General features: G+C 41.4%; 25 protein-coding genes and 1 pseudogene. 22 read left to right on the top strand and 4 right to left on the bottom strand.

The genetic code is table 11. The features are described 5' to 3' along the window. The first annotated feature begins 35 nt into the window (after positions 1-35). The 19 genes and pseudogenes from L0657_RS25035 (at position 36) to L0657_RS24945 (ending at position 15,525) form a co-directional block, all read left to right on the top strand. A complete protein-coding gene (locus L0657_RS25035) occupies positions 36-698 on the top strand; it encodes a response regulator transcription factor (protein WP_235153516.1) in 663 nt (220 codons plus the stop codon). Between the two features lie 100 nt (positions 699-798). Further along, complete coding sequence (gene ureA, locus L0657_RS25030) at positions 799-1,101, top strand: urease subunit gamma (RefSeq protein ID WP_235153515.1); 303 nt, start codon at positions 799-801, stop codon at positions 1,099-1,101. 10 nt (positions 1,102-1,111) lie between these two features. Beyond that, positions 1,112-1,414 (top strand): annotated as a pseudogene (gene ureB / locus L0657_RS25025) (urease subunit beta); the annotation flags it as partial. A gap of 62 nt (positions 1,415-1,476) precedes the next feature. After that, the gene (gene ureC, locus L0657_RS25020) at positions 1,477-3,210 is read left to right on the top strand and encodes an urease subunit alpha (RefSeq protein ID WP_235153513.1); all 1,734 of its coding nucleotides are present in this window, start codon (positions 1,477-1,479) and stop codon (positions 3,208-3,210) included. A 35-nt stretch (positions 3,211-3,245) separates the two neighbouring features. Next, positions 3,246-3,749: an urease accessory protein UreE gene (locus L0657_RS25015; RefSeq protein ID WP_235153512.1), complete on the top strand. Its 504-nt coding sequence runs from the start codon at positions 3,246-3,248 to the stop codon at positions 3,747-3,749. Further along, positions 3,746-4,432 carry an urease accessory protein UreF gene (locus L0657_RS25010; RefSeq protein ID WP_235153511.1) on the top strand — a complete coding sequence of 229 codons (687 nt, stop codon included), beginning with the start codon at positions 3,746-3,748 and terminating at the stop codon, positions 4,430-4,432. Before L0657_RS25015 ends, L0657_RS25010 begins: the two co-directional genes overlap by 4 nt. Before the next feature lie 67 nt (positions 4,433-4,499). Continuing rightward, on the top strand, positions 4,500-5,189 hold the full coding sequence (ureG, locus tag L0657_RS25005) for an urease accessory protein UreG (protein ID WP_304488743.1): 690 nt from the start codon (positions 4,500-4,502) through the stop codon (positions 5,187-5,189). Then, entirely contained in the window at positions 5,186-5,965 is a 780-nt protein-coding gene (locus tag L0657_RS25000; RefSeq protein ID WP_235153510.1) for an urease accessory protein UreD, read from the top strand. The genes ureG and L0657_RS25000 overlap by 4 nt, the downstream gene beginning before the upstream one ends. Before the next feature lie 3 nt (positions 5,966-5,968). Continuing rightward, positions 5,969-6,670: a hypothetical protein gene (locus tag L0657_RS24995; protein ID WP_235153509.1), complete on the top strand. Its 702-nt coding sequence runs from the start codon at positions 5,969-5,971 to the stop codon at positions 6,668-6,670. Between the two features lie 116 nt (positions 6,671-6,786). Further along, positions 6,787-7,227: a hypothetical protein gene (locus L0657_RS24990; protein WP_235153508.1), complete on the top strand. Its 441-nt coding sequence runs from the start codon at positions 6,787-6,789 to the stop codon at positions 7,225-7,227. 127 nt (positions 7,228-7,354) lie between these two features. Then, positions 7,355-8,179: an ankyrin repeat domain-containing protein gene (locus tag L0657_RS24985; RefSeq protein WP_235153507.1), complete on the top strand. Its 825-nt coding sequence runs from the start codon at positions 7,355-7,357 to the stop codon at positions 8,177-8,179. Positions 8,180-8,271: 92 nt separating this feature from the next. Continuing rightward, on the top strand, positions 8,272-9,132 hold the full coding sequence (locus L0657_RS24980) for an esterase family protein (RefSeq protein ID WP_235153506.1): 861 nt from the start codon (positions 8,272-8,274) through the stop codon (positions 9,130-9,132). Positions 9,133-9,155: 23 nt separating this feature from the next. Beyond that, the gene (locus L0657_RS24975; RefSeq protein ID WP_235153505.1) at positions 9,156-9,941 is read left to right on the top strand and encodes an SDR family NAD(P)-dependent oxidoreductase; all 786 of its coding nucleotides are present in this window, start codon (positions 9,156-9,158) and stop codon (positions 9,939-9,941) included. A gap of 355 nt (positions 9,942-10,296) precedes the next feature. Next, a complete protein-coding gene (gene cmoA / locus L0657_RS24970; RefSeq protein ID WP_235153504.1) occupies positions 10,297-11,034 on the top strand; it encodes a carboxy-S-adenosyl-L-methionine synthase CmoA in 738 nt (245 codons plus the stop codon). Further along, the gene (locus tag L0657_RS24965; RefSeq protein WP_235153503.1) at positions 11,031-11,759 is read left to right on the top strand and encodes an isoprenylcysteine carboxylmethyltransferase family protein; all 729 of its coding nucleotides are present in this window, start codon (positions 11,031-11,033) and stop codon (positions 11,757-11,759) included. The genes cmoA and L0657_RS24965 overlap by 4 nt, the downstream gene beginning before the upstream one ends. 150 nt (positions 11,760-11,909) lie before the next feature. Then, positions 11,910-12,608: a response regulator transcription factor gene (locus L0657_RS24960; protein ID WP_235153502.1), complete on the top strand. Its 699-nt coding sequence runs from the start codon at positions 11,910-11,912 to the stop codon at positions 12,606-12,608. Further along, positions 12,592-13,956, top strand: a complete 1,365-nt coding sequence (locus L0657_RS24955) for a sensor histidine kinase (protein WP_235153501.1) — start codon at positions 12,592-12,594, stop codon at positions 13,954-13,956. The genes L0657_RS24960 and L0657_RS24955 overlap by 17 nt, the downstream gene beginning before the upstream one ends. 154 nt (positions 13,957-14,110) lie before the next feature. Beyond that, complete coding sequence (locus L0657_RS24950; RefSeq protein WP_235153500.1) at positions 14,111-14,572, top strand: hypothetical protein; 462 nt, start codon at positions 14,111-14,113, stop codon at positions 14,570-14,572. Positions 14,573-14,616: 44 nt separating this feature from the next. Further along, positions 14,617-15,525 carry a bestrophin family protein gene (locus L0657_RS24945; RefSeq protein WP_235153499.1) on the top strand — a complete coding sequence of 303 codons (909 nt, stop codon included), beginning with the start codon at positions 14,617-14,619 and terminating at the stop codon, positions 15,523-15,525. A 72-nt stretch (positions 15,526-15,597) separates the two neighbouring features. Here the strand turns inward: L0657_RS24945 and L0657_RS24940 are convergent, their stop codons facing one another. Both L0657_RS24940 and L0657_RS24935 read right to left on the bottom strand, forming a co-directional pair. After that, on the bottom strand, positions 15,598-17,697 hold the full coding sequence (locus L0657_RS24940) for a metallophosphoesterase (RefSeq protein WP_235153498.1): 2,100 nt from the start codon (positions 17,695-17,697) through the stop codon (positions 15,598-15,600). Between the two features lie 32 nt (positions 17,698-17,729). Next, positions 17,730-19,505, bottom strand: coding sequence for a cytochrome-c peroxidase (locus L0657_RS24935; RefSeq protein WP_235153497.1), 1,776 nt, complete (start codon positions 19,503-19,505; stop codon positions 17,730-17,732). Positions 19,506-19,801: 296 nt separating this feature from the next. Here L0657_RS24935 and L0657_RS24930 point away from each other — a divergent pair, with 296 nt between their 5' ends. The 3 genes from L0657_RS24930 to L0657_RS24920 all read left to right on the top strand — a co-directional run bounded on the left by L0657_RS24930 (position 19,802) and on the right by L0657_RS24920 (position 22,683). Next, complete coding sequence (locus L0657_RS24930) at positions 19,802-21,067, top strand: PorT family protein (RefSeq protein WP_235153496.1); 1,266 nt, start codon at positions 19,802-19,804, stop codon at positions 21,065-21,067. A gap of 202 nt (positions 21,068-21,269) precedes the next feature. Next, complete coding sequence (locus L0657_RS24925; protein ID WP_235153495.1) at positions 21,270-21,653, top strand: VOC family protein; 384 nt, start codon at positions 21,270-21,272, stop codon at positions 21,651-21,653. Positions 21,654-21,810: 157 nt separating this feature from the next. Continuing rightward, on the top strand, positions 21,811-22,683 hold the full coding sequence (locus tag L0657_RS24920) for a PHB depolymerase family esterase (RefSeq protein WP_235153494.1): 873 nt from the start codon (positions 21,811-21,813) through the stop codon (positions 22,681-22,683). Between the two features lie 98 nt (positions 22,684-22,781). Here the strand turns inward: L0657_RS24920 and L0657_RS24915 are convergent, their stop codons facing one another. Together L0657_RS24915 and L0657_RS24910 are read right to left on the bottom strand one after the other, a co-directional pair. Beyond that, a complete protein-coding gene (locus L0657_RS24915) occupies positions 22,782-24,752 on the bottom strand; it encodes a sialate O-acetylesterase (RefSeq protein WP_235153493.1) in 1,971 nt (656 codons plus the stop codon). A 205-nt stretch (positions 24,753-24,957) separates the two neighbouring features. Beyond that, positions 24,958-25,239, bottom strand: coding sequence for a 2TM domain-containing protein (locus L0657_RS24910; RefSeq protein ID WP_235153492.1), 282 nt, complete (start codon positions 25,237-25,239; stop codon positions 24,958-24,960). Positions 25,240-25,369 lie beyond the last annotated feature (130 nt).

The raw sequence follows: 25,369 nt of genomic DNA, 5'->3' as shown, positions 1-25,369 counted from the left end.
AGTTTGCATCAACTTAAAAAATTTTACCCTGCCTTATGAATAAAATTGCTGTTTTTTTAGTTGATGATCACGAGATTTTTCGAAATGGGCTGAAACAATTGATTAATGCCGAGCCGGATATGGAAATTATCGGCGAAGCATCAACAGGTGAGGATGCGATTCAAATGTTGGGAAAAACCAGTGTCGATGTAATTATTATGGATATTCGTATGCCTGGAATCAGCGGTCTGGATACTGGTAAATCGGTATTGAAAGATAACAGCAAGGCTAAACTTTTATTCTTCAGTTTGTTCGACAATCCGGATTATGTTTTGACAGCACTGGATATGGGAGCAAGCGGTTATATTTTAAAAGATACGAGCAACAAAATTTTTCTGCATGCCATCCGAACTGTGCATAACGGACAATTTTATTTCATAGGTGACGTAACCGATACGTTGGTCCGAAAATATCATGAACAGAAAAATCTCGCTACGGAACCTGTTGTTGCGCCGTTATCTGAAACTACCCTGTCGAAGCGTGAGCAGCAAATCATCAGAATGATAGATCAGGGTGTGACGAATAAGGAAATAGCTGAAAACTTGGGAATTAGCATCAGGACAATCGAGGCACACCGACTCAATATTCTCAGAAAATTCCAAGTCAGCACCATTGAAGAGGCGATCGAAAATGCGCGCGCTTCTTCTTTGCTCGCTTAAATTTTAAAAAACTCATTTGTTTATTCCTCACACCTAATTATATTTACGTACGTAAGTTTCACCTACGTACTTATTTGTTTGACTTCATTTATTTAAACTCATGCATTTAACTCCGCGCGAACAAGAGAAACTGTTGCTTTTTTTAGCCGGCGAGCTTGCCGAGAAGCGGAAAGCCCGCGGGTTAAAACTGAATTATCCCGAATGCATTGCGTTAATAAGCAGTAGATTACAGGAAGCGGCGCGTGATGGAAAATCAGTTTCCGAATTGATGCAGTATGGCGCCACGATACTTCATCGCGAAGATGTGATGGATGGAGTACCCGAAATGATCCACGACATTCAGATTGAAGCAACATTTCCAGATGGGACAAAATTAGTGACAGTTCATAATCCGATACGCTAATATTGCAATCATGATACCAGGAGAATATATTTTGGCGGACGGTGATATTATCGCCAATGTTGGAAAATGTACCGATATGATCACGGTGATAAATACGGGTGATCGCCCGGTTCAGGTTGGTTCACATTTTCATTTTTTTGAAACAAACAAACAATTGCTTTTTGACCGTGCGAAATCTTATGGGATGAGATTAAATATTGCTGCGGGTACAGCCGTGCGGTTTGAGCCGGGAGAAGAAAAAAATGTTGTGCTGGTTGCGTTTGGAGGCACGCAAACGATATCGGGATTCAACAATCTGGTTGATGGAGACCTTATTGAAAACAGGGAAAAAGCACTTGGAAAATCAGCCGCATTGAACTTTAAAAATACAGCTAAATGAGCCTTTCGATAAACCGGATAAAATACGCGAATATGTATGGGCCGACAATCGGTGACAAAGTCAGGCTTGGCGACACGGATATCATTGTTGAAATTGAGAAAGATCTGTGCGTAGGTGATCATGGGTATGGTGAAGAGTCAAAATTTGGAGGCGGGAAAACCATACGGGATGGTATGGCGCAATCTGCAACCGCTACAAGAGCAGAAGGAGTGCTCGATTTTGTGATTACCAGTGTGATGATCATCGATCACTGGGGAATTGTTAAAGCGGATATTGGTATAAAAGACGGCAAAATTGTTGGCGTTGGGAAAGCAGGAAACCCGGATACAACAGACAATATCTCTCCCAACATGATTATAGGCGCATCGACCGAAGTGCATGGCGGCGCAGGACTTATTGCGACAGCTGGTGGAATCGATACGCATATCCATTTTATTTGTCCGCAACAAATTGATCACGCACTCTTCAGCGGAATCACAACGATGATCGGAGGCGGGACCGGCCCGGCAGATGGCACAAATGCAACCACTGTAACACCCGGCGCGTGGAATATCCGGAAAATGCTGGAATCTTCGGAGGCGTTTCCGATGAATCTGGGATTTTTAGGAAAAGGAAATTGCGCTTCCCTGGCGCCGCTGGAAGAGCAGATCGAAGCAGGTGTTATCGGCCTGAAAATTCATGAAGACTGGGGTGCAACGCCCGCTGTGATCGACGCTTCCCTTAAAATGGCTGATAAGTTTGATGTTCAGGTCGCTATACACACAGATACCCTGAACGAATCCGGTTTTTTGGAAAGCACGATGGCTGCGATTAATGGTCGGGTTATTCATACTTACCACACCGAGGGTGCGGGTGGGGGACATGCTCCGGACATCATAAAAGCATCCATGTACCCGCATATTTTGCCCTCGTCGACCAATCCCACGAGACCTTTTACGGTAAATACGATCGATGAACATCTGGATATGCTTATGGTTTGCCACCATTTGGACAAATCGGTGCCGGAGGATGTGTCGTTCGCAGATTCCCGTATCCGGCCTGAGACAATAGCCGCGGAAGATATTTTACATGATATGGGGGTTTTTAGCATGATGAGCTCGGATTCTCAGGCGATGGGGCGTGTCAGTGAGGTGATCATCCGGACCTGGCAAACCGCTGACAAAATGAAAAAGCAAAGAGGATTTTTGCCGGAAGACGCGGATAATAAAAATGATAATTTTAGGGCAAAGAGATATGTTGCCAAGTATACCATTAACCCTGCGATCACACATGGTATATCAACCTATGTCGGGTCCGTTGAGGCAGGTAAAATGGCTGATCTTGTATTATGGAAACCTGCTTTTTTTGCTGTAAAACCTGAAATGATAATCAAAGGCGGAATGATCATAGGCAGTAGAATGGGCGATCCGAATGCTTCCATACCAACGCCGCAGCCCGTCATTTACCGGCACATGTTCGGGGCTTATGGAAAAGCGCTTTTTAATACCTGCGCTACTTTTGTTTCACAATTATCACTGGATAGAAATGTTGTTCAGGAATATGGTTTGCAAAAGATGATTTTACCCGTTAAAAATTGCCGGGATATTTCGAAAAAGGATTTGATCCATAACGACGCTACGCCGCAAATTGATGTAAATCCTGAAAATTACGAAGTCAAGGTTGACGGACAGCATATTACCTGCGAGCCTATTGCTGTGGCTTCGCTCGCTCAAAGATATTTCTTGTTTTAAATGGAAGTCCGGATCGATTTTAATTTTTCAGTACCATGGTTATCAGAGCGAAATTAGGAAATGTCAATGCTTACGAAATAAAGGGCAGACATATAGACTGGCTGGAAATGGAATGGTATGAGACGCGCAAGCGAATTTTGCACAAAAAGACCTGCTCCGGAAAATCTATTTCTTTCAAATTTCTAAGCGAATCTCCTGAAATCACACAGGGTGATATTCTTTATCAGGACGAATTTATAATTATTGCGACCGAAATCTTACCTTGTGATTGCATGATCATCAAGCCCGACACCATTTTTGAAACGGCTTCCCTTTGTTATGAAATTGGGAATAAACATTTGCCGTTGTTTTTTGAAGATGATAGTTTGCTGGTGCCTTACGAGGCACCGTTATTTCGTTTGTTGACAGCTCAGGGATATAAAGTTTTGCGGGAAAACCGTCGACTTTTGAAGCCGCTAAAAACAACCGTATCGCCACATTCCGATCAGGGAGGAACCAGTTTATTTTCTAAAATCATGCAATTGACGACGGATTTATGAATACCCAACTGCTCAGTTTATTGCAGCTTAGCGACCCGACTTTGCCGATCGGTGGGTATGCACATTCTTCCGGGCTCGAAACATATGTGCAGGCTGGTATCGTTAAAAACACCAAAACTGCGGGTGATTTTATTATTGGCATGCTTAAACAAAATTTCAGATATGGCGATGCCGCCTTCGCTTCACTGGCCTACGATGCTGCGGAGCAGAACAACTATGCTGAACTGCTGCGACTGGATGAAGAGTGTACCGCATTGAAATTGCCAAAAGAAATGCGTGAAGCGAGCCACAAACTTGGCAACCGTTTGATGAAAGTTTTCCAGCCGTTATGTAAAAATTTAATGACGGAAAAATATCTTTCTGATATTAAGTCAAAAAATGCTTTCGGGCATTATTGCATTGTTTTCGGTTTGTACGCTTATGCTTTACAGATAAAAAAGCGTGAAATGCTGACTGGTTTTTATTACAACGCAGCCGTAGGATTTGTGACAAACAGTGTCAAACTTATTCCGCTGGGGCAGCAGGATGGGCAGGAATTACTTTTTTCTCTTCATCCTATTATTAATCAGCTCGTAGAAGAGTCCATGAATCCAGACCACGATCTTCTCGGCTTATGCTCGCCTGGATTCGATATCAGGTGTATTCAGCATGAAAGTTTGTATTCACGATTATATATGTCCTGAATGGCTATCGGTTATCAGTTATCAAATTTTGGAATTCCGCTGGCGACTGAGGAAAAATTAATATTCTTTGAATTATCAACGTGCTGATGGCCGAAAGCCAACAGCCGAAGTAAGAAAAACCATGGATCGAAATTATATAAAAATTGGCGTTGCAGGCCCGGTCGGATCAGGGAAAACGGCTTTGATAGAGCGCCTCACACGCCAGATGTCGGCAGAATATAGCGTCGGCGTTATAACGAATGATATTTATACCAAGGAAGATGCGGCCTTTTTAACGCAAAATAGTCTTTTACCTCCGGATAGGATAATCGGAGTTGAAACAGGCGGTTGTCCGCATACGGCGATTCGGGAGGATGCGAGTATGAATTTGGAAGCAGTCGAGGAAATGGCAAACCGCTTTCCTGATATTGAGATTATTTTTATTGAAAGTGGCGGAGATAACTTATCTGCGACATTCAGTCCGGACCTGGCAGATATCAGCATCTTTGTTATTGATGTGGCAGAAGGAGACAAAATTCCCAGAAAGGGTGGCCCAGGCATAACCAGAAGCGATTTATTGGTGATTAACAAAATCGATCTGGCGCCTTACGTTCATGCGGATCTGGACGTGATGGAACGGGATTCGCGAAAAATGCGGAACGGTCAGCCTTTTGTTTTTACAAACCTGATGAGTTTGCAAGGACTTGAAACAGTGATTGACTGGATAAAAAAATATGCGTTGTGCGAAGAAATTGACGAACCGGCTTTGCTGAGATGATTGCCAACTTGCACATCCATGCGGCACTGCGTGAAGAGCGTACTTATTTGAAGAAAAGTTATTTTTCCCCTCCGTTTAAGCTTGCGGATATTACAGAAAACCGTAGGGAAAAGTGGCTTCATTTGATGCAGATGAGCTCATCACCAGGAATTTTGGATGGTGATCAGTTTCACATCAAAATAGAACTGGATGAAAACTGTCATTTGCAGCTGCACACGCAATCCTATCAGAGACTTTTCAGTATGAAAAAAGGGGCGAGTCAGTTGATGGAGGTGTTTCTTGAAAAAGGTGCATCCTTCGTTTATCTGCCTCATCCGGGTGTTCCGCAGGAAAATTCAATTTTTATGACAAAAAATAAAATCTATTTGTCGGAAGGATGCGAGCTGATCTGGGGAGAAATAATTACGTGTGGAAGAAAGCTTAACGGCGAAATTTTTAAGTTTTCAAAATATCACGCAGTAACAGAGGTTTTCATGAATAATCGATTGAAAATAAAAGAAAATATTTGTTTGATTCCTGCTGAAACCGAGCTTCAGGCCTTAGGCATGCTAGAAGGTTTCACACACCAGGCCAGTTTGATATTTCTTAAAAATGATATTGATAGCGCCAGCCTGATTGAAAAAGCAAGTGCTTATTTAATTAATGAACCGGATATACTCTTTGGTATTACTTCCGCTCCTGAATCCGGCCTTTTGGTAAGGCTACTTGGAAACAAATCTGAGCAATTACTGGATGCTCTGAAAATAATTGCAAAAATATTTAAAGACGAATTTTGACCCATGGATACTGAATTGCAGGTTTTGCTGACGGCGGCAGTAACAATTGCCTGTTTGCATGCATTCAGCGGCCCCGATCATTATATTCCTTTTATTGCCTTGTCAAAAGCTAGAAACTGGTCGTTCGCAAAAACGCTTTGGTGGACAGTTATCTGCGGATGCGCCCATGTGTGGAGTTCAATATTGCTTGGACTGGGTGGTGCGGCGGTCGGGTGGTCATTAAGCAAAGTGGAATGGTTAGAAGAAGTTCGGGGTGGTCTGGCGGGATGGATGTTGCTGGGATTTGGCGTCATTTACAGTATCTGGGGGCTAATAAATGTTTTTAAAAATAAAACCCATAAGCATTTTGACATAGAGGAAGAAGGCGATATTTATGTTTACGAACATCAGCACGGTTCTGCGGTGCGAAGTAATGAACGGCATAAGGTAACGCCCTGGGTTATGTTTATCATCTTTCTTCTGGGTCCTTGCGAGCCGATGATCCCGTTGTTATACTTCCCTGCAGCCCAAAATTCTTTAACTGATATGCTCCTGATGATCGGCGTTTATACCACGGTGACACTGGCGACGATGGTGTTCATGGTTGTTCTCGGTTTTTACGGTATATCTATTTTTAAAACCAGTCAGCTAGAGAAATATATGCACCCCTTGGGCGGCCTGACAATATTTATTTGTGGAGCCGGGATGGTTTTTATGGGATGGTAAAATTGTCCGGTCATATTGATGCATTTAGAAAATCTTTAAATTAATGTATCCTACGTGTACTTGGCATAGTTTTTGCAGTCAGAACATTTAATAATTTACAATAAAATAGCGAGAATATGAAAATGCAATGGATCGTCAACACGCTGGGAATTATGCTAATATCCCTCTCATTATCAGCTCAGGTGGTGTCAAAAGATTCTTTAAACACGTTGAAACAACAAAAAGAGTCTCTTGAAATAAGTAAGAGATTAAATGATCACAAGCTTGAATTGGCGAAGCTTGAAAATCAGCTGGCGGAGGCGACTGCTGAGGTTTCTAAAACGGCAGAGCAAGCTCAAAAGTCAGCTGATGAAAATGGCAAGGCAGCAGCGAAACTAAGCAACGACGCGCAGGACAAAAAAGAAGCAAAAAGAGCTCGGAAAAGTGCGAACACAGCTGAGCGTGATGCGAAAAAGGCAAGAAAAGCGGAAGATAATCTTGAAGGCCTGAAAAAAGATATTGAATCGTTGCGAAGCAAAATTGCTGACGATGAGGGGAAACTGTCTTCAACGAACTAACTTTCCAACTTTAAAATTCCGGTTTGATACCGCGGCAAAGTTCAGAGCAATCTGAACTTTTTTTGTCGTTAATCTTCTGTTTTAGAGGCGCGTTCAATTGTTTATCTTTGATTATATCTTTGAAATAATGGAAGACAAAACATATCGGGAACAAATTAGCGATGACGTTTTTCGGACAGCAGTAGAACTGTTGGACGCTGGAAACGAGAGTGGATTGGAAAATCATCTTCACCAATATCCGGACCTGGTCAATCAGTATATCCGGTTTGACAATGATGGTTATTTTAGTAAGCCGTGCCTTCTCAATTTCGTTGCCGAAAATCCGATCAGAAATGAAATTTTACCAAAAAATATTGTCGAGCTGACCGGAATAATTCTTGAAGCCGGAGCGAAAGAAAATGCAGAGCAAATAAATTACACACTTGGACTGGTATGCTCTGGCCGGGTGGCCAGGGAGTGTAGGTTACAAATTCCTTTAATTGAGCTATTCCACGAATATGGCGCAGATTTAAATAATGCGATGTTTTCCGCTCTGGCGCACGGAGAATTTGAAGCGGCTGAGTTCTTAATTCAAACAGGTGCCGAAATAAATCTACCCACGGCCGCTGCGACAGGACGTTATTTTGAATTTCAGGCTCTGCTTCCAGGTTCCAATGACAAAGAACGACACCTCGCCTTTGCTTTTGCTGCGCAACATGGACGTACAGAAATATTGAGGTTGTTGCTGGAAAGCGGCGAAAATCCTGATCGTTACAATCCTGAAGGAGCGCATGCGTTCTCTACACCTTTGCATCAGGCAGTTACTGCCGGACATGGAGATATTGTCAAACTGCTCGTCGAGGCTGGGGCAAGATTGGATTTACAGGATAAAATCTATGGAGGTACTGCACTCGACTGGGCTGTATATGCGGGAAAATCGGTGATAGAAAAATATCTACGATCAAAGTTCTGATAAGTAGTTTGAATTGGATTTAATCTTACATAATAAGAAGAGATTATTGTCTGCTTCCTCAATTGTTAAATCCAAAACATCTGCTGCCTGATATGAAAATCGCAACTTTTACTATTTTGTTTGCCCTTTTGACTACACTAAGTTTCGCTCAGACGGGAAGGGTACTGGACAATTTATCGCTGCCAAGTAAGCTCTTAAAATCGGAAAGAAAGTTTGCGATTTATCTGCCTCCCGATTACGCTACCTCTGAAAGAAGTTATCCGGTACTATATCTTTTACATGGTGCAGGTGACAATCACACGGGCTGGGTACAGTTTGGAGAAGTCCTTCACATTGCCGACAAGGCAATTCTGGATGGCTTGGCAACGCCAATGATCATCGTAATGCCTGATGCCGACACAGGACGAAGAGGGTATTTTAATGATGTAAAAGGCGATTGGCCATACGAAGATTTTTTCTTTCAGGAATTAATGCCATTCGTAGAAAAAAAATATCGAATCAAAACAGAGAAGCGTTTCCGCGCGGTTGCCGGTTTGTCGATGGGCGGTGGGGGAAGTTTTATGTATGCCCTGCATCATCCGGAATTATTTTCGGCAGCTTGCCCGCTTTCCGCTTATATCGGGCCTTTGTCACTGGATGATACCAAAAAGAATATGGTAAAAACGAATCCGAACATTGCCGATTCGACGGTAAGCAATTACTTCAATCGACATAGTGTTTTGCCGCTTGTCGATAAAATGCCGGATGCACAAAAGAAGGCAGTTCGCTGGTATATTGACTGTGGAGATGATGACTTTTTGTACGAGGGAAATAGTCTGGCGCATATCGCAATGAAGAAAAAAGAAATACCTCATGAGTTCAGGATTCGCGAAGGTGGGCACACCTGGACTTATTGGCGTTCGGCACTTCCGACAGTTTTAGAATTTGTTTCCCAAGGTTTTCATCAATATTAAAAGCCTTCGTGGCGTAATTTTTCATGGATAAAAAAATTTTACCCGGAATCAAGCTTTTTGATCTGACCGGAAAAAGTGCAGTAATCACAGGTGGTTCCCGCGGACTCGGTTATGCTATGGCAGCAGGACTTGCTTCGGCCGGGTGCAGCGTCATGCTCGTGAACAGAAATGTGGAAGAAGGGAAGCTGGCAGCTAAGCAGTTAGAATTGGATTTCGGCACTCAGATATGTTCATTTGGTGCTGACATCACAATCCAGGCTGAAACTGAACTGATGGCGCAGACAGCAGTGGATACTTTTGGCAAAATCGACATACTTATCAATAGTGCCGGAATTAACATCCGGGGGCCGATCGACGAAGTTTCCCACGACGATTTCAGCAAGGTGATGAACGTAAATGTGCATGGCACCTGGCTTAGTTCACGGGCCGTTGTGCCATTTATGAAAGAACGAAAATATGGCAGGATCATCAATCTTGCCAGCACTCTTGGTTTGGTCGGTTTGGCGAACCGTACCCCATATACCGCCAGCAAAGGAGCCGTCGTTCAGATGACCCGAGCTTTGGGCATTGAGCTTGCACCTTTTAATATTATGGTCAACGCGATTTGCCCCGGCCCGTTTTTAACTGATATGAATATCCCGATAGCTGATAGCGAAGAGGCTAAAACTGTTGTTTTAGGTGCAACTGCACTTGGCCGCTGGGGGCAGCTGGAAGAAATTCAAGGTGCTGCTATTTTTCTTTCAAGCGACGCTGCCAGTTATATGGTCGGCTCAATTCTGGCTGTTGATGGTGGATGGACAGCAAGATGAGTTCATTTATATCAGCAATTCAGATTTTATGTATTCTGCCACGAAAATTAAAATTCTGCGTATTCTTCTCTATAAAACACCAGCTTTCTGACAATCCGATCTATTGCAATTCGAGGGCCTAATTAACTAAATTTCATACAAAAGGTAATGTGCTGATAATTTTTAGAAAGTCAGCGCGTTTTCATACCTATAATAATTTGGTAATTTACAAGTACTGCCAAATATTCTAAATTTTTTCTAATGTATATTGCGAGCCGGTTAGCCTTTAAGTTCGATACAAGGTACGAAAGATTTGATTTTCGGAGATTATTAAAAAATGAATTAACCTGACTAATATTCCTAATAAGTTAACGTAATGGAAAACATCGAAAAAGATAATGTGTTCAAAGAATCGATATCCGAGGCATCCGACTTCAAGTTCGGCCCCAAGGTTGTCAAGGTTTTTGACGACATGGTCAACCGCTCCGTTCCGCATTATGGCGAAATCCAGCGAATGGTAGCAGAATTGGCCGCAGATCATGCACAGGAAGGGACACTCGTTTATGATCTTGGATGCTCAACAGGCACGACAATGATCGGGTTGGACACGCTGGTTTCGGAAGATATTTCGTTTGTCGGCATTGACGAATCCGACGAGATGCTTGCGAAGTGTGATAACAAATTAAAAGACGCGGGGTTCAAAAGATCTTATGAACTTCGCGCAGCAGATCTGCATGGAGATCTTGCGATCGATAATTCTTCCGTAGTAATTCTTTGTCTGACCTTACAATTCGTACGTCCGATACATAGAAAAAAATTGATCAGAAATATTTATAAAGGACTGAATCCGGGTGGAACGTTGATTCTTGTCGAGAAAATTCTAGCGGAAGACAGTATGTTTAACCGTGACTTTATTAAATATTACTACGATTACAAGCGTCGCAATCATTACAGCGACCTTGAAATTTCCCAAAAAAGAGAAGCGCTGGAAAATGTTTTAATTCCCTACAAGCTTTCCGAAAATATTTTAATGTTGGAGCAGGTCGGTTTCAATCACTGCGAAACGTTTTTTAAATGGTACAACTTTGCCGGAATTATAGCGCATAAAAAATGATAACGATAGGAAATTTCTTTTTCAGGTTCAGGAATGTTTTGTTTATTTTTCTTTACCTGCTGCTTTTTTTGCCATCTCCTGATATTTTTACAGAGGAGCGTTTTGGAAATAATTATTATTGGATACCCATCATTCTGGGGCTTGCGATAACCGTTTTAGGCGAGGCAATTCGTGGCGCTACGATTGGTCTTGCGTACATCATTCGCGGAGGTCGCGATAAGAAAGTTCATGCCGAAAATCTGGTTACCGAGGGTATTTTTAAACACTGCCGGAATCCGCTTTACGTGGGAAATATCCTCATGCTTCTTGGCGTTGGTATTCTCTCGAACTCCTGGATTTACCTTGGAATTGTATTTCCGTTGTTTCTATTTATCTATCAGTCCATTGTAATGGCCGAGGAGAATTTTCTGTCCAATAAATTCGGATTAGATTTCACAACTTATTGTCAGAGGGTCAACCGGTGGATTATCAACCCAAAAGGTATCGAAAATACTTTTTCAGAAATGAAATTTAATTACAGGCGCTGGCTTATAAAGGAATATAATACGCTGTTCATCTGGCTTGTTGGTATTGCAGCAATTATTTTATTTGAATACAAGCATATTATCCCTGATCCTGACAAGCGTACAATTACGTTTTTGTCGATTTTTTTCGCACTGGGTCTCGTTTATCTGTATGTTAGATATTTGAAAAAATCAGGAAAAATGACTGACCAAATGGTTTAGAAGTTATCAGATTGGTAAAATCTGAATTTAAAAATATACAAATTTCAGATTCATTCATTAGTTTTAGAGGCAGGTATTGACTAGTTTCAATACCTGTTTTTTGTTAATATCTATCAGTCTGACTACCAATACTCTCACTAAATCATACGCATGAAGCTTTTGCTTATAGAAGATGAACCCAGTGTAATATCACTTATTCAAAGAAGTCTTTCTGCATCCGGCCATGAAATTACGGTGGCAATGGATGGGCAATCCGGTTTTCATATGGCCATGCAGCATGAATTCGACCTGATTCTTCTTGATTTGATGATACCCGTTATGAACGGAATGGAGGTTTGTCGGAAAATAAGGGATACTAATTCTTCCGTTCCGATCCTGATGCTTACTGCTTTGGGAACAACTGAAAATATCGTATCTGGATTAGACGCCGGTGCTGATGATTATATGACGAAACCATTCAAGCTCGCCGAACTCGAAGCCCGCATACGCACGCTGACACGCCGCGGAAAGGATCACGAAAAGGAAAAAAGTACCGACGTGCTTAGAATGGGAAATCTGGCTTTGGATAAAATCACAAAAACGGTAACCCGGGATTCGGTACCGATTGATATGACGGCTACGGAATTTCGGTTGCTCGAATTTTTGCTTTCCAATCAAAATCGCGTGCTGAACAGGATGGAGATTCTGGAAAATGTGTGGGACATAAATTTCAATCTGGGCACGAATGTTGTGGATGTTTATATCAATTATCTTCGTAAGAAAATTGATAAAAATCAGCCCGTAAAACTTATTCATACTGTTTTTGGAATGGGATACGTGATGCGCCAGACTTATGAAGATCCAAAATAGAATAGCCCTGATCTTTACGTTTTTGACGGCAGGAATTATTTTGTCGCTAAGCGTTTTTTTATACATTTTCGCGTCTGAGAGTATTTCTAACAGCTTTTTTCACCGGCTGGAAGTGCGTTCCGACATCGTCGGGCATGCAGCGCTTCAAAAGAACAAGTCCCAGACTTCAATTTATTACGATTTTAAGGAAAAACATCTTGGCGATCTGCCGTACGAACAGCATCAGGTAATTTTTAAAAAAGATATCAAAAAAGCGGATAGTTTAAGGAAAAGACTTCCGCTTCCACAATCATTTTATGATGCGATTGTAAGAAAACAACCTGCCCGATTTTTTCATAACGATACGTCGTATGTGGGAATGAATATCAATCAGCCTGGCGAAAACATCATCGTGCTTTCTTCGGCCGTTGATCTTTATGGCCTGGCCGAAATGGAGAATCTGAAACATTTGCTTATCGTAGGATTCTGTATCTCTCTTGTGTTCGTATTTACGTTCGGAAAGTTTTTTTCAAACCAGATTTTTCAGCCCATTCGAAGTATAATCAGGAATGTTAAGGGGATAAGCGCGCATAATCTGAACCAGCGGTTAACAGTTGATTCCAGCAGAGACGAGATCGCCGATCTTTCCAAAACCTTTAACGATATGCTCGACAGATTGGAGATCACTTTTGAAATCCAGAATAACTTTGTCAGTAACGCCTCTCACGAATTTAAAACGCCGCTAACAATCATCAGCGGCGAAGCTCAGCTTGGCTTGTCAGTTCCGGGAGTTCCGGATAATGTCAAAGATTCATTCCGGACAATTTTCAGAGAATCGGAAAAGATGGAGCATTTGACAAACAGCATGTTAAGTCTTGCCCAGACAGGTTTTGACGGAAAAAAAGAGCAATGGGAGGAAATCAGGATTGACGAATTGATCTTATCTGTGAAAGGGACGGCGGACCAGATTATCCCGGCAAATAAAGTACAGATTAATTTCGATCACCTCCCGGACGATGAACAAAAACTCGTGATCATCGGTAACGAAACACTTCTTAAAGCTGCATTTTCAAATATCGTATTAAATAGTTGCAAATATTCTGACAATGCCCCGGTTCACATTGTTATCAGGTTAGAGGATGCTTTTGTCCTTGTGGAAATAACAGACGAAGGTATTGGTATTCCCAATCGTGAAATTGCGCAAATTTTCGTCCCATTTTTTAGAGCGTCTAACACGGAAAAGTACAAAGGTTACGGAATTGGCCTGCCGTTGACGAATAATATAATCAAACTGCATCAAGGCTCCATAGTAGTTAAAAGTGAAGTTGGCGTAGGAACTCGCTTCACAGTCTATCTTCCCCATATTTAGATTAACTTTCTAATTTCACGCTAATATTCTTATCTGATTTTAATAATTCGCTCACTGGATTATAATCTCTTTTTTAACCGGTGTTAATCTGCCGGACGTAACATTGCATTATCAAAATTTCACAAAAAGCATTGTTAACCAAAAAGATAAGATTATGAAGACGGTGATTATTCCTAGCGATTTCAGTATATCATCATTACAGGTTGCTGAGACAATTGTGAGAAATGCGAGCGAGGAGGTTAGTATTCTGTTTATACACCTTTTCCATGTAGCCGATGATATTCAGGATTTGCTTTTTTCCAATTATCGTAAAAAGGAATATGAATTTGTTTCGGAAGAGTTTCGCCGCGAATGTGAAATTTTGAAGGAAGTTTTTCCATCAACTTTAAAAAGTATAAATATTGAATTTTTCTACGGAAGCAAACTGGCTGTCTTTAAAAACTTTCTTGACTACAACAATGCTGACTATATCGGATACTCAAAAAGTTATGGTACACCGAAACTTAGTAAGAGCAGCATAGACGCACTGCCGGTAATCCTGAAATGCGGACTACCCCTTATCGACGCCGATCGAATTAAAGAATCTGTATTTTCAAATATGGAAAACCTACGCTAAGTATCGCACTGACACCAATCGCTCACATCAACAAGCACTGAATTATGCTCCTTAAAAAAAATATCCCCATAAAATACGTTTTTGGGAAAATCAAATACGAAGTCCTGGCGGTGACCTTATACGGCTTAATTATCGAAATCGTATACAAGAACTTTGAAATCACGAACATCTCCATTAATATGACTGTGCCCACGGTTTTGGGTACGATCATATCCCTGCTTCTTGCGTTCCGCTCAAATCAGGCATATGACCGATGGTGGGAGGCAAGAATTATCTGGGGATCGATCGTTAATGATTCAAGAACGCTTGCGCGCCAGGTTCTTCATCTGATCGACGATCCGTATCAGCCGGAAGCGATCAAGGAATTTAAACACCGTATCATCAGACGACAAATTGCCTGGTGTTATGCACTTGGGATTGGATTGCGTAAAAATGATCCTATGCCGGCCATCGAAAAATTTCTGCCACAGGAAGACTGCGATTATATTCGGGGGTATGACAATAAGCATTTAGGATTAACCCAGCTTCATGCCCGCGACCTTAACAATGCTTTGAAACAGGGCTGGGTCAATCCATTCCAACAGGTAGAAATTGATAGTACAATTACGCGTCTGACGGATGCCATGGGGAAATGTGAAAGAATTAAGAATACTGTTTTCCCTGCAACATATAGTCTATATATTCATTTGGCGCTTCATTTTTTCATTGTGCTGCTGCCCTTCGGAATGGTGGATTTGTTTGGATTTTTAATGGTTCCGGTTCTGGTTGTTATAACCGCTTGTTTTTTCCTGATCGAAAAAATGGCTATTCACCTGCAAGATCCATTCGAAAATAAGCCCACGGATACGCCCGTGCTTTCTATTTCAAGAAACATCGAACGGGATTTGAAACAGATGATGAATGAAGAACAGGTTCCAAAAGCTTTCGAACCAGAAGCATTTTATATTTTGTAAGTAGTAAGCGTGAAATAGAAAAGTGAGCTGGTTTCCGGCTCACTTTTCTGGTTTTTGACGCAGTGTGTTTTGCTATAAAATCACAAATTTCTTGGTGATCGTTCTGTTGTCTATCGTAACTTTCAGAAAATAAATACCTTTCGTCAGACCTTTTGGGAGAAAAGGAGATAGATCTTTCGTTAAGGTCATTGGTTTGCTCAGTAATGTTTTTCCAGAAATATCAAGAATCATTATCTCCGTAACTGCGCGATCTTTCCCTAATAACTTCACCTGGACATCGTCATGAGTCGATGGGTTCGGGACGATAGCGATATCTAAAAATGTGGTGGGATCGGTACCAAGGACTATCTGGTTCAATTTAACACCAATTGTTTTTGAAAACTCAAAACTGCCCGCCAGATTCACCATTTTTAAGCGATAATAAATGGTGTCAGATGAAATGTTGCTCTGGCCTGACTGATCAAAAAACTCATAGGATTGTTTCTCTTTTGAATTTTGATTGCTGTTAACCCGGCCAAGATCTGAAAAGTTGGTTGCGTCGAAGGATCGTTCTACCTGAAAATGAGAAAATTGCGTCTCAAATTCTGTTGCCCAGTTTAATTTTACGATGTTCCGGGTATCCGCGACACCTTCCAGTGAAATTAATTTTACTGGAACTTGCTTTGTTACTTTAACATGAAAAACATCGGTCAAACAATTCTGTACGTCTTTAACAGTATAGTCCGCATCCGCATTGGGTGTCACTGAAATTGTTCTGGAATTTGCACCAGTGCTCCAAACGTATTGACCGTTAAATGATGCTTCCAAGTTTACACTTTTGCCGGATTCAATTTCAATTGTTCTGTTTTGATTAACGTCTTTTACGATCGTAAATTTATCCCGGATCTGACCGTCGATCCCAACCCATTTGGCATCAAGCCGGTTTCCTTCCACTTCGAGCATCAATGAGCCGCCAAGTTCGGCATTGGAATAATACATCGCCTTATGTGGAAACCCCGGACTTGGAGAACCGAGTTGTCCTGCGGAACCTGTGACAACGTAAACTGTTCCTTTGTTTGCATTCGAGCTTTTTATATAGGTGCAAGAATTATCAGACCCATCATATTTTCCGGACGACTGGCTGACGTTATGAACCGCATTATTAAATGAACCGGAATAGTTATAAAACCCCTGGATTAATCGTGTTCGTTCATAAACGTGGCTATGGCCGCAAAGAATCAGATCGACACCATTTCGTTCCAAGATTCTGATAAAATTTTCGCGGATTTTGATCATATCGTTTTCAGTCTCGCCATTTCGTGAGCCAAGAGAAAAGGGTGGATGATGCCAGTAGGCAACAACCCAATCCTTATTTTTATTCGCCGCCAGATCAGCTTTTATCCACTGAACCTGCTTTCCGAGCGTGTCGTACAATCGGGTAGATTGGTCTTCTTTCCCATAAGAATCCAGGGAGAGGAAATGAACGTTACCGTAGTCATAGGAATAATAAGCTTCATTTTCCGAAGGGACGCCGCCTGATTCTCCCTTGACCGGCAATGTGAAAATGTCATAGTACGGAATCTTATGATCTATCTGGCGGTTTGGGTCATCGTTTCCATAATCATGATTTCCAGGTGTTGGGAAGACAGGAAATTTTTTTAGGAAATTATCTTTGTAATGGTTGAAAAAATTCGACTGATATTCCGGGTCTTTTCCTTGTGAATAAGCATTGTCCCCGAGTAGAAGCAGCGCGTTCATGTAGTCCTTCCCAAGATAATTTGTCAGCTGATCCCGCACATTTCCCTGAAAAGCAGAGTTGGTGCCGCAGTCGCCCAAAACACCGAAGCGGTATTTTCCTTTGGTTCCGGGTATCGGCGTGGTTTCAAAATAATTATTAGGATCGCCTTGATATACAGTGGATAATGAACCAATAGAATAGAAATATTTTGTCATCGGCGTCAAACCCGTGAGCTTTATTTCATGTTCCGTCACGAGCGCATTATCTTCAATTTTTTTATCCAGATTGTTCGAAGTATTTCCAAATTGTACGCGGGAAGTGGCGGCTACGTCTGTTCGCCAGCGGATTACCATACTGATCGACGTTGCAACCTGCAAATAAGGGCCGCGAATCAGCTGTCCGTATGATGGGATAAGAAATAACAGGAATAAAGGCAGTAGTAAATTTCTTCTCATATAGTCATCAGTGTCAGGGTTATCCAATTTTTTTACATCGCTTTTAAATCGTCAGTAAGCGAATTTAAAAACTCAATTATATTCTTTTTTTCTGTCTCCGTTAAATTCAGTTTCCCAGCCGAAAGGGTCTGGCTTGGAAAATTTAATCCCAAACCTGCGCCGCCACCCAAATTGTAAAATTCGAGTAAAGTTTCCAATGATTGAAAGGCGCCATTATGCATATAAGGGCCGGTTTTCGCGGAATTTCGTACAGTTGGGGTTTTAAAAGCTCCTTTGTAAAACCGGATTGGACGAAAAGTAAACCGGCCATCATCTTCGTCTGGTTCAGGATTTTTAAGATCCTCAGTTCTGGTAGTTCCCAGAATCTCAAACTCGGAAAGAGAATAAAATGGAGGCGTAAGTCCGTTGAAAAGTGGCGCAAAATGGCACGTACCACATTGTGCCTTACCCATAAATAGGTTAAAACCTTCTTTCTGGATTTCTGTCAAGGCCATTTCATTTCCAGCCATATACTGATCAAATGGAGAATTATTTGGATTTAAAGTGCGGATGTATGACGCGAGTGCTCGGTAAACTTCTTCCTCTGAAATTGGACTTTTTCCTTTTTTCGAAAACGCTTTCTGGAAATGTTTGCGATAGTTTTTGTCCGCATTTAATCTGGCCAGGGATGCTGCCATATCACCGCGCATTTCCAACGGATCTTTAATAACTGCCTCAATTTGTTCTTCCAGACTTTTTGCCCGTCCATCCCAAAACTGGTTGTGTTGCATACCTGCATAAATTAGCGTTGGTGCGTGTCGTTTAGCCGTAGCAGTCGGATCAAAACCTACACTTTTTACTAATCCATCTGAGAAATAATTCTCAGGGTTATGACAGGAAACACAACTTTTGGTACCATTTCCGGAAAGCGCAGTCTCGGAAAAAAGCTTTTCACCCAAAGCAATTTCACTCTTTGAAACGGCTCTGTTGCTTCCAGGAAATGAATTTGTCTGAAATGCGTTTTGACTGAAAATATGATCAGCACCGTAATTTAAAATGCCATACTTATTAGTTTCAGAACCAGTGCCCCGAATCAATCTACCCAGATGTTTTTGCAATGGAAGCGCGCAATTCGTTAGAAATTCCAAACGGTTGAAGTCTTCAAAATCCGGATTGTCTTTGAGATACGCATATGTTTTCCTTAGAAAAAAATCTACACTGTCTCCGGCTGATTTGTTTTTTACGATATAGGGTAGAAGCGATTTATGCATGGTTTGTACCACGACTGCCGATTCCTGAATCCCGGATTTTAAAAGTGGGGCGTCGAATCCTGTGATACCAAGTGATATAATCCGGACGAGGGAAATTCTGAAACTTTCAAGTAGTTGCGGGTCAGTGGCTGAGAAGTTGTATAATAAAGCATTTAAGTCTTCCGAGGCGACGCGCAGCAGCGTAGTTTGTTCTTCGAAAATAACCTTATGTTGTTCAGGAATACTGTCGAAAAGTAAAGTTTCTAAATATTGCAAGCCTGCTAATTCCTGGTATTCAAGGAATGGCTCTTCAACCTCATTTTTCGGCGCTCTGTTATAAACGCGTGAAGATGTATAGAAAAAATATTCGAGGATATACTCAATTTTTTTGTAGTTAAGACGAGACAAAATCAGCAGCTTTTTCGCTTTTTCGACGGTCTCGGGTTTTGATGAATTCAAGTCCCGCAGGGCTTTTTCCAGATCAATAATACTGGAAGCAAACGCCTTGGAATCAATTCGAAATTGAGCGATGCTTTGATTAACACCAATAGACTGATCGTCATGGAATGTAGCTGCCATGATTATACTTAGCGAAGCGGCGCATAATAGAATTAATTTCAATAGGCCAGGCATAAGTCCGGATGAATTTTCTACAAACTTGGTGATTTGTAGGTAAATGTACTCTGTTAGCGTACAAAACTCATTTTTAATTTATCAATTGGTAATTAAATAGTTATCGAGGAACCAGCTTTCTCATCAGAATGGATTGCGCAAATCTGCAAAGAAGATTTAGTCACCTCTTTTATACATTTAGATAAAATAAGTATATTACAATTGATATACCTCTCATTTAGTCTCAATATAACCTCAACTTAATGAAATACCATTTATTTTCGATTTGTAGTGTGGTGCTTTCGCTGTTTTGCAACCCACTTTTTGCACAAAAAAATTATGAACCAGGATATGTGATCTCTGCAAAGAATGATACGATCAACGGATTCATTGAATATTTAAACTGGTCAAAAAATCCGGAGAAAATCTATTTTAAAAGTCAACAGGATGGAGCCGAAAAAAAATACGGATTTGACGATCTGAATGGTTTCGGTGTGCATGGGGAAAGTTACGTAAGGGCGGAGATTTTGGTCAATGAAAACAGCGACAAAACCAGCGAACTTCCAAGCGTCGCGACTACAAAAATGCGGTCAGATACGGCATTTTTAATGGTCTTGGCAGGTGGAGCAAAAAGTTTGTACTATTTTAACGACCCAAGCGGTAAATCTCATTTTTATATAAAGTCAGGTGAAAAATTCGAATGGCTGGTTTATTACAGATACCGTGTAGAACGTGATAATCAGTCTGGAATTGTAACAGTCGACGGCTTCAAAAAACAATTGGCGGATTATTTCCAGGATTGTCCTTCCGTGTTAGCAAATACGAAATTTGTAACTTACTCGCAAAGGACTATTAGTAAATTGTTTGAAAGTTACAATAAAGAATGCCAGCCTACTGCAAATATTGCCATATTCAACACTGAAAAAATCGTGTCCAGATTTGGCGTACTGGCGGGAGTTTCGGTTACCAACCTTAGATTCAAAGGCGAGGGTGGTAATAGATATTTGCTTGCTTCTTTGCCGTCGTCGAGTCAAGTTGCTGGCGGTGTGTTTTTAAATTTAATATTGCCACGTACGAAGCAAAGAGTGTCGGTATATAATGAACTGTTTTTTACATCTTTCAAAACATCAAACCATCTGGAAGAATATGTAAGCGATCAGGATTTCAGCTCTACGGATTATACCATTGGTTTTGGCTACCTCAAACTAAATAATTTTCTGCGTTACAAGATCCCTTCGCAGAAGCTAAACCTTTATTTGAATCTTGGAATTTCGAATGGAATTGCCATTACTGAGTCGAATACTTTCAGGACTGAAACGACTTTTTTTTCAGATAAAGGGCGTGTGACGACAGGTAAGGCACTTGAAAGTGTCAGAAAGTATGAACAAGGACTTTTGGCAGGCGTTGGCGTCACAATCAAAAAATATTCTTTGGAAGCACGATACGAAAGAGGAAACGGGATGTCTGCTTACCAAGGTCTTAATTCCCTGGCTCAGCGGTTCTACCTGTTGCTTGCTTATCAGTTTTGAAAGTTCGGTATTTTATGCAAATTGATTCCGGGAAAATCTGAATGACTTTCCCGGATTTTTTTGTGATCTCCTAATATTTTTTTACATTAAGCTACCGGCGAATCTTTCCATATCCATCGTTTAAGCTGTGTAAAAACTATTTTATTGCGTAATTGAAGAGGTCATGTAACCACTTTATTTTTAATATTTAAACAAAAAGGTTATGTTCAGAGATACCAAAGCTTTTAGTGGATTTTCAGTGGATAACATTGAAAAAGCAAAACAGTTTTACGGAGAAACGCTTCAATTGGAGGTAACCCATGATGAAGAAATGAATATTTTGCAGCTGCACATCAATGGCGGAAATGATATTATAGTGTACGAAAAACCGAATCATACACCCGCTACATTCACGATTCTTAACTTCCCGGTCCCTAATGTCCAACAGGCAGTGGAAAAGCTCAAAAAAGCTGGCGTTCAGTTTGAAAGTTATGACATGCCGAATATGAAAACGGATGAGGATGATATTTTTCGTGGAGGCGGACCATTGATCGCATGGTTCACCGATCCGGCTGGTAATATTTTGTCTGTGCTGGAAACAGAGTAACTAATTCACCTTCAAAAGGTGAAAGTTTCCGTCAGTTTGGGTTATCCTCGACTGAAACATATGTAATAGCCGAAGCGAAATAGTCTGACCGAATCAGTATATTCGGCGGCAACTGATACTTCCTCAGTGAACGGACATGAAATTAATTGCTGATAAAATGCTTAAAAAACTGGTTCTTACAATGTTGCTGTCTCCGTGTGTTTTTGTTAACGCACAGATGATGAAAGATTCTTTATTGATTGAAAACCATTACCGGGTTTTCTTTTTCAAAAAGCCACCTGCATCAACGAATGGTGCAAGTCTGATTTTTGCGATGCACGGATCAGGCGGTGATCCCCAAAGCCTTTTTGATAAAACGACAAAGCTGGAAGCTATGGCAGCGACGGAAAATTTTATCATCGCATATCCTGCCGGATACAAGCGTTACTGGAACGAGTGCAGAAAAGCTTCAACGGCTGTGACGAATACAGAAAATTTCAATGAAGAAGCTTTCTTTTCAGAAATGATCTCCTATTTTAAAAAGAATTACAAGATTAATGAAAAGCATGTTTTTGCAACAGGTTTTTCAGGTGGCGGGCATATGACCTATAAGTTGGGACTTACGATGCCGGACAAAATTAAAGCGTTATCCGCAATTGTGGCAAATTTACCAACACAGGATAATATGGATTGTGGCGAAGCAAGGAAACCTATTGCGATCCAGATTATTAACGGAACGGCGGACATGACAAATCCTTACAATGGCGGCGAAGTGAAGACGCCTGGCGTTACGCTCGGCATGGTGAGATCAACGGAAGAGTCCTTGAAATATTGGGCTTCACTTGACGGATACAAAGGTGAGCCTGTGAAATCGATCATGCCGGACGCTGATACGAGCAACGATATAACCGTCGAAAAATATACCTATGAAAAGAAAAATCAGCCAGAGGTTACGCTCTTGAAAGTGATCAACGGTAAACATCAATTCTTAACTGATATCGATGTTTTTGAAGAATCGTGGAAGTTTTTTAAGAGGCAAATCGGCGAATAATTTTATTTCGCGCAAAGCAAAAACGTTAGGGCAAAGGGCGCGGAGAGGTTTCTCTGCGTCCTTTGCCCTAACTTACCTGCTTCGCGTGAAAATAAAAGCTACTCGAATTTCTTCCCTACGGTTATCCCGGGCCATCTATCTGTACGGAATGGACTTGCCGGAAACTCTTCGGAATTGTAGAGATTGGCTTCTACCGGAGCGTCTGACCACGCGTAACGTACAGAAGCTGGTTTCACACCTTTCGGATGATAAACAATAACTGTGTTTCCAAGGATTTCAGCTTTGGCATAATAAAAGATCTTATCCTCTCCCGCAATTTCAAACCCTTTCAAGTATCCGTATTTATCTTTTACGATCAGCCCGCTTCCGGCAAATTTAAAACTTACGGTAGCTTTTCCTTCACTGAAAGTAACCGTGTCGTACAGTGGCGAGCTATACTCCATATTTTGTCCATAATCCAGCTTCAACGCGTTTGTAGCCAGTCTGTGCGCGACATCCTGTTTGTTTGTGGGGTGAATATCTTTAGGATTCCCTACATCTGTAGTAACAGCCATACCTGTTTTGGGCAATTTTAAAGCCATCGTTTGTGCTTCGCGAAGTTCTGCCCATCCACTTCCTTTGTTGCTATCCTGGTCTGGTCCATAACTGGACAGCTGCACGAAGTAAAATGACTCGTCGCCTGGTTTTCCATCGACACTCCATTTGTTACGCCAGTCCTGAATCAGTAACGGAAAGCTCTGACGATACTGATACGCGCGGCCGGTATTGGTTTCGCCTTGGTACCATAAATTTCCACGGATGGCAAACGGTACCAGCGGTGCGATCATTGCGTTATAGATCGTTGTGCCGACATTATTACTTGAATGAACATAAGTGTGTTTATCTGAAAACGAAGGCATCAGGTACCAATCGTTGGCTAGGCTGATTTTCTGCTTTTCAGTTCCGATATATAAATCGTCGGCTGATCCTATAAGTCCGAGTCCATACCAAGGCGTCGCGATCATGTTTCCGAATTTGATAACGAGCTTATTCTCGCCGGTTCTCCAAGCATTCGCTGGAATTTCGATTTTTCTGACACCCTTGATTAGTCCCTCGGTTATCAATTTTCCGTTTATAAAAATAGCATTATGACTATCATTTTCTGCGAGTGCTAAAACTGTTTTTTTGTTAATAAAGTCGTCGGGTATTGTAATCGTTCTGGCCATATACCCATTGCCACGAAATGCCCAGATACCTTTCCAGTCCCATTGTCCGATCGGGCTGTCTGCTTTGGTCCATTTTGAAAAGTCATAATCCGCTTCCGGATATTTTGCTTCGTCAGCGGCAGACGGGTTAATCTGGGAGTCTTTGAAAAGTTGTTTTCTTAATTTTGCATCGAGTTGTGCATCAGCCTCTTCCCACGATTTCGGGAAATTTTCTGCATAATTTTTCAACTCATCATTGCTTAACATTCCCTCTTTGCTGATCCAGCCTTCTAGCTGAGAGCCACCCCAGGAACTGTGCAGGATACCTATCGGAACATTTAATTTTTGATATAATTCTCTGGCAAAAAAGAAACCGATAGCCGAAAAATTTCCCACGGTTTCAGGTGATGCAATTTGCCACGATCCGTTTTTAAGATCTTTCTGAACTTCCAGCGTTACCTCATGATCCACGTTGAAGTGACGGATTTTTGGGAAATCTGCATTCTTTTTTTCTTCTGTAAAATGATCCGCCTGCTGGACTTTAAACTCCATATTCGACTGGCCAGAACACAGCCATACCTCGCCGATAAGAACATCTTCAACGTTTACTTTCCCGGATTTCCCGGATGCATTTATCTGGTAAGGCCCACCTGCTTCGAGAGGCGAGAAACGGACAATCCATTTGCCGGATGCATCAGCTTTTGATTTTTGAGTTTGTCCTGCCAACGTCACTGTTACCGTTTCTTTGGGTGTTGTCCAGCCCCAGACCGGTATTGATTTTTGTCTTTGAAGCACCACATGATCTGAAAAAAGGCGTGCTAATTTTAACTGCGCAAAACTGCTGGTTCCGGAAAGAAGGAGCAGGAGTAAAAATATTCTTTTCATTATTTAATTAAAACTGTTTAACAGATTGAAAGCCGACCTAACGCTCAAATTACTGAAAAAAGCAGGAGTGTTTTTAAATCATGCGCAGGATTGAAGCGTCTTTGGGAGTTCTCAAAAAATGGCGTGCTTTAATTTTCGGGTTAATCTTGAAAACAGGATGGCCTGACATTGATTGCCAGGCCGGGACAAAGATGATATACTTTATTTATTTTTCTTCACGCAAAAGTTTTTCGTACTCAATTTCAACGGATTGCTTTGGGTTGTAATTCCCATAAGCGGACAGATAATGCGACAGTAATCCAATTCCCCAGCCAAACATTGGCCAGATTGGCCATGGATAGGAGTGATGTCCCCATTGCTGTTGGGTCGTTAAGCCGTAAATGATCCATAGGCCACCGATAACCAAGGCGTAGGTGCGAAGGTGTACTTTAAATGCTGCGCGTTTTTTAGCTTTTCTCCAAAGAAATTCGTTTCGTGAAGTTTCCATTATTTCTATTTTTAGATTTAAATAACATATTGGTCAATCAGCTTTTGCGCTGATTTATGTTATGAAATTACTGTAATGACGGCCAACAATTAAATCGTTTTCGACGAAGTTCAGGATATTAATGATAGAG

This window comes from Dyadobacter sp. CY345 (assembly GCF_021502725.1).
GTDB lineage: Bacteria > Bacteroidota > Bacteroidia > Cytophagales > Spirosomataceae > Dyadobacter.
Note: the sequence above shows the minus strand (reverse complement) of the source record. Positions and strands in the feature narration are given on the sequence as shown.